Origin of the sequence: Kitasatospora sp. NPDC057198, assembly GCF_042670125.1 — a bacterium.
Classification (GTDB): domain Bacteria; phylum Actinomycetota; class Actinomycetes; order Streptomycetales; family Streptomycetaceae; genus Kitasatospora.
The window spans coordinates 1-5,262 of record NZ_JBHUWH010000515.1 but is presented as its reverse complement, the minus strand read 5'-3'; the positions used below and the strand labels follow the sequence as shown (position 1 = coordinate 5,262).

Here is a 5,262-nt window from a genome sequence, read left to right as displayed (position 1 = left end):
GCGGCGCGGCGGGCCTGATCGGCCTTACGGGGCGGTCGGGACCTTGGTCTGGCCGCTGGTGATCTGCTGGGTGGCGGCGTCGATCTTGGCCTTGATGCCGTCGATGAAGCCACCGGTGGTGGCCAGCGACACGCCGCCCTCCTTCAGGTCGAAGTTCTTGACGCCGGTCAGGGCGTTGCCGTCCTTGATCGACTTGATGTAGGTGAACACGGCGGTGTCCACGTTCTTCACCATCGAGGTGAGGATGTGGTCCTTGTACTTGTCCAGGGCGGGCTGCTTGGCCTGGTCGGAGTCGACGCCGATGGCCCACTTGCCGGCGCCCGAGACGGCCTCGATCGCACCGGTGCCGGAGGAGCCGGCCGCCGAGTAGATGACGTCCGCGCCCTTGTCGAGCTGGCCCTGGGCGGCCTGCTTGCCCTTGCCCGGGTCGGAGAAGCCGGTGAAGTCCGGCGGGGTGGTCAGGTAGGTGACCTCGACCTGGATGTTCGGGTCGACGGACTTGGCGCCCGCGGTGTAGCCGGCCTCGAACTTCTTGATCAGCTCGGACTGCACGCCGCCGATGAAGCCGATGTGCTTGGTCTGGGTCTTGTTGGCGGCGGCCACGCCCGCCAGGTAGGAGCCCTGCTCCTCGGAGAAGGTCAGCGAGGTGACGTTCGAGGGCTGGTCGGCGGCGGAGGAGTCGATGATCGCGAACTTGACGTTCGGGTTCTCCTTGGCGACCTTGTCCACCGCGTCCTGGTAGACGAAGCCCACCGCGATGATCGGGTTGTAGCCGCTGCTGACCAGGGACTTGAGGCGCTGCTCCTTGTCGCCCTCGGACTCGCCGGCCTTGGCCTCGGCCTCGTTGATGGTGGCGCCCAGCTCGGTCTTGGCCTGCTCCAGGCCGCGCGCGGCGGAGTCGTTGAAGGACTGGTCGCCGCGGCCGCCGATGTCGTAGGCCATGCCGACCTTGAACGACGAGCTGCCGGCACCGGCCGAGGTGGAGTTGTTGTCGGTGCTCTTTGCGCCGCAGGCGGCGAGCGAGGCGATGCCCAGGGAACCCGAGAGCACGACCGCGGCGAGCTTGAGTGAACGGCGCAAGGGAGTTTCTCCTTCTCACACACCCGGTTGGCGTGGTCGAGCGCCACCGTAACGCGCGTAGAACACGGTTGTGTTACGGCCTGCGGAGGCTTACGGGTTGTTATCAAAATGTGGTCGTACGCCCCGGCAAATCCGGACATAGGCACACACAAGATCAACCCGGCGTTCATTACCGGCTGGTATCGGGCCACCACGGTACGCCTCCCGGCCGGGGCCCGAGAAGATGCCGCGCCGAACCCTCCGGCGCCCGGGGCCGCCCGGGACCGCCCGGCGGGCGGACGCGCCGAGGGCCCTCCCCGGCGGAGGCGGCGCGCGGACGGTTCGTCCACGCGTCGATTCTCCCCGAGGAGGGCCCTCGCGCCGTACGGCCGGGTCGGATCCGGTCGGCCCGGACCGGGCGGCCCCGAACGGCTCGGATCGGCCGGGTCGGATCCGGTCAGATCCGGGCGTGCTCCAGGGCGAGCGAGGCGAACAGCTCCACGCCGATCGCGATGGCCCGCTCGTCGGCGTCGAAGTCGCCCTGGTGCAAGTCCCGCGGGCCCTTCTCGTGCGGGCCGCGCACGCCGAGCCGGGCCAGCGCGCCGGGGGCGTGCTCCAGGTACCAGGAGAAGTCCTCGCCGCCGAGGCTCTGCTCGGTCGGCTCGACCACCGGGCCGCGCCCCTCGGCGAACCGGGCGTTCATCGCGGCCTCCAGCTGCTCGATCGAGGACGCCTCGTTGACCACCGGCGGGACGCCCCGGTGGTAGTCCAGCGTCCACTTGGCGCGGTACGTCTCGGCGAGGTGCGAGACCAGCTCCTCCAGCACCTCGGGCGCCTCCCGCCAGCCGGCCAGCTCCAGGCAGCGGACGGTGCCCTCCAGCTCGCCGTGCTGCGGGATCACGTTCGGCGCGGAGCCGGCCGCGATCCGCCCCCACACCAGCGAGACGCCCCAGCGCGGGTCCATCCGGCGGGAGAGCGCGGCGGGCAGCTCGGCGGCCAGCTTGGCCACCGCGCCGACCAGGTCGGTGGTCAGGTGCGGGCGGGCGGTGTGGCCGCCCGGACCGTCCACCGCGATCCGGACCTTGTCGCAGGCCGAGGTGATCGCCCCGGTCTTCAGCCCGATCCGGCCGACCCGCACCTTGGGGTCGCAGTGCACGGCGAAGATCCGGCCGACCCCCTCCATCCCGCCGGCCGCGATCACGTCCAGCGCGCCGCCGGGCATCATCTCCTCGGCGGGCTGGAAGATCAGCCGCACCGGGCGGGCCAGCTCCCCGGCCTCCATCGCCTGGGCCAGCACCAGGCCGGTGCCGAGCACCACCGCGGTGTGCACGTCGTGCCCGCAGGCGTGCGCCCGGCCGGGCAGCGTGGAGCGGTACGGCACGTCCTTCTTGGCGTCGTCGATCGGCAGCGCGTCGATGTCGGCGCGGAAGGCCAGCAGCGGGGTGCCGGGCGCGGTGCCGGGCGGCACGAGGTCCACCAGCAGCCCGGTGCCGCCGGGCAGCACCCGGGGCTCCAGCCCGGCGGCGACCAGCCGCTCGCGCAGCAGCCGGGTGGTGCGGAACTCCTGGCGGCCGAGCTCGGGGTGCCGGTGGAGGTCACGGCGCAGCTCGACCAACTCGGCCTGGTACGGCGCCACCCGGGCACGCAGGTCGGCGGGGGGACGGGCAGCGGTGACGGTGGCGGCGGCTGCCGGCTTGGGATCGTTCACCTTGACAAGGGTAGGCCGGTGGTGGGGTTTTGGCCCGGCTTCCGGAGAACTCCTCACCGGATGGGTGCATAGCGGCCGCTGGGTTGGGTATGTCATTCCGTTTCGGCCCGCCCTTCCGGTCCTGGTCTCCGGCGTGTGCAACGACCCGCCCCGGCGATCGGACACGGCGGTTGCTCCGTGCGGGTCCCCGGAGCTCCGCGGCCAAACGTTTCCCCCCGATCGGGTCATGCCGGGGTAAAGCTTTCGGACCTGCTCTTGAGTGGCGCACACCAGTCCGAATAGACAGCTTCCGCACAGTCAACTCCGGTGCCGCGGTGGGGGGTCTTCCGCTCGCGGCGCGCCTCGTCACGCCCTCACGAGGGGCAGCTGACGCTCCATCGAACCGAGAAGGGGGGACCGACGTGCCCATTGCGCGCAACAAGCTCGCCCGGAGCATCGCCCCGGCCACCGTCGCAGCCGCACTGATCCTCACCACCCTGGGCGCGGCCGTTCCGGCCTCCGCCGCCACCCCGGTCGGCGACAGCGCCCGGACCCTGCCCGGCACCCACCCCGCGTGGGCCACCCCGCAGGCCGACGCCGGCGCCGCCGACGCGTCCGCCCCGGCCACCGCCCGGATCTACCTGGCCGGCCGCGACGCCAGCGGCCTGGCCGCGCTCGCCAAGGCGGTCTCCGACCCGACCTCGGCCTCCTACGGCCAGTACCTGAGCGCCGACCAGGTGCGGGCGCGGTTCGGCGCCACCCCCGAGCAGGTCAAGGCCGTCACCGACTGGGTGACCGGCGCGGGCCTGACCGTCTCCGCCTCCACCGCCCACTACGTGCAGGTGGCCGGCTCCACCGCCGCGATGGCCAAGGCGTTCGGCACCGGCTTCCGCAACTACCGCACCGCGGACGGCACCCACCGCGCCCCGGCCTCCGACGCCGAGGTCCCCGCCGAGGTGGCCGGCTCGGTGCTCGCCGTCTCCGGCCTGGCCGACGCCATCCACAAGAACAGCTCGGACGCCACCTCGGTGCGCGAGGCCGAACTGCACGCGAACGCCTCCCGGCTCGCCGCCCCCGACAAGAAGGCCCCGGCCACCCTGCCGGAGGTGCCGACCTGCTCCGAGGACGGCTACGGCTCCAAGACCGCCAAGGGCGCCCCGGACGGCTACGAGAAGAACGAGCCCTTCGCCCCCTGCTCGTACGTCCCGTCCCAGCTCCGCAAGGCGTACGGCGTCAGCGACGCCAAGGTCACCGGCAAGGGCGCCCGGGTCGCGATCATCGACGCCTACGGCCTGTCCACCATGGAGCAGGACGCGAACCACTACTCGTCCCTGCACGGCGACCAGCCGTTCAAGCCGGGCCAGTACACCGAGTACGTCACCCCGGACAAGTGGACCCACCAGGACGAGTGCGGCGGCCCCGAGGGCTGGGCCGGCGAGGAGGCGCTCGACGTCGAGATGGTGCACGGCCTGGCGCCCGACGCCCAGGTCGTCTACGTCGGCGGCAACTCCTGCTACGACGAGGACCTGTACGACGCGATGGCCAAGGTCGTCGACGAGCACCTGGCCGACGTGGTCTCCAACTCCTGGGGCGAGATCATGCACGGCACCACCGGCGACATCGACCCGGCCGTGGTCGCCGCCGACAACCAGGTGTTCCAGCTCGGCGCGGTGACCGGCATCGGCTTCACCTTCTCCTCCGGCGACTGCGGCGACAGCTCCCCCGGCGCGGCCGCCACCGGCGCCAACTGCCAGACCGAGACCAACCAGGCCCAGGCCGACTGGCCGTCCGCCTCCCCGTGGGTCACCTCGGTCGGCGGCACCGCCCTCCAGCTCGACAACAAGGCCGGCAAGTACGGCAGCGAGGTCTCGATGGGCGACCTGCGCTCGGTGCTCTCCGCCGACCAGAAGTCCTGGAGCCCGTTCCCCGGCACCTTCTACTTCGGCGGCGGCGGCGGTGTCTCCAAGGACTTCGCCCAGCCGTGGTACCAGCAGGGCGTGGTCTCCGACCGGATCGCCAAGACCGCGGCCGACGGCACGAAGTCGGCGACCCCGCTGCGCGCCACCCCCGACATCGCGATGAGCGGTGACCTGGTCGCCGCCACCCTGGTCGGCTACACCGACGGCGGCGCCTACAGCGAGGGCGGCTACGGCGGCACCTCGGTCTCCGCCCCGGAGACCGCGGCGATGTTCGCCAACGCCATCCAGGCCCGCGGCGGCCGCGCCCTCGGCTTCGCCAACCCGGCCCTCTACGACCGGGCCGGCACCAGCGCCTTCCACGACGTCAACGACGACACCAACCACAGCAAGCGCGGCAACGTCGTCGACCTCGGCGTGGTGAGCGGCTCGCTCCGCGTCCGCCTCTACAAGATCGGCGCGGACTACGGCCTCTCCGCGAACAAGGGCTACGACACGGCCACCGGCCTGGGCTCCCCGGGCAAGAACTTCTTCAAGTCCTTCACCATCAAGAAGTAGCCGGTCACGCAAGGAAGAGGGGCCGCCGGGAAACCTCCCGGC

3 protein-coding genes are annotated in these 5,262 nt (G+C 72.0%); 1 reads left to right on the top strand and 2 read right to left on the bottom strand.

Annotated features, from left to right (window positions below):
• Positions 1-24: 24 nt before the first annotated feature.
• Both ACFUEL_RS34450 and ACFUEL_RS34445 read right to left on the bottom strand, forming a co-directional pair.
• Positions 25-1,080 (bottom strand): BMP family protein, encoded by a 1,056-nt coding sequence (locus ACFUEL_RS34450; protein WP_380241307.1) that lies wholly within the window; start codon positions 1,078-1,080, stop codon positions 25-27.
• A gap of 436 nt (positions 1,081-1,516) precedes the next feature.
• Positions 1,517-2,767 carry an amidohydrolase gene (locus ACFUEL_RS34445; RefSeq protein WP_380241305.1) on the bottom strand — a complete coding sequence of 417 codons (1,251 nt, stop codon included), beginning with the start codon at positions 2,765-2,767 and terminating at the stop codon, positions 1,517-1,519.
• A gap of 401 nt (positions 2,768-3,168) precedes the next feature.
• Between ACFUEL_RS34445 and ACFUEL_RS34440 the strand changes: the two genes are divergently transcribed.
• Entirely contained in the window at positions 3,169-5,220 is a 2,052-nt protein-coding gene (locus ACFUEL_RS34440; RefSeq protein ID WP_380241303.1) for a protease pro-enzyme activation domain-containing protein, read from the top strand.
• Positions 5,221-5,262: the final 42 nt, after the last annotated feature.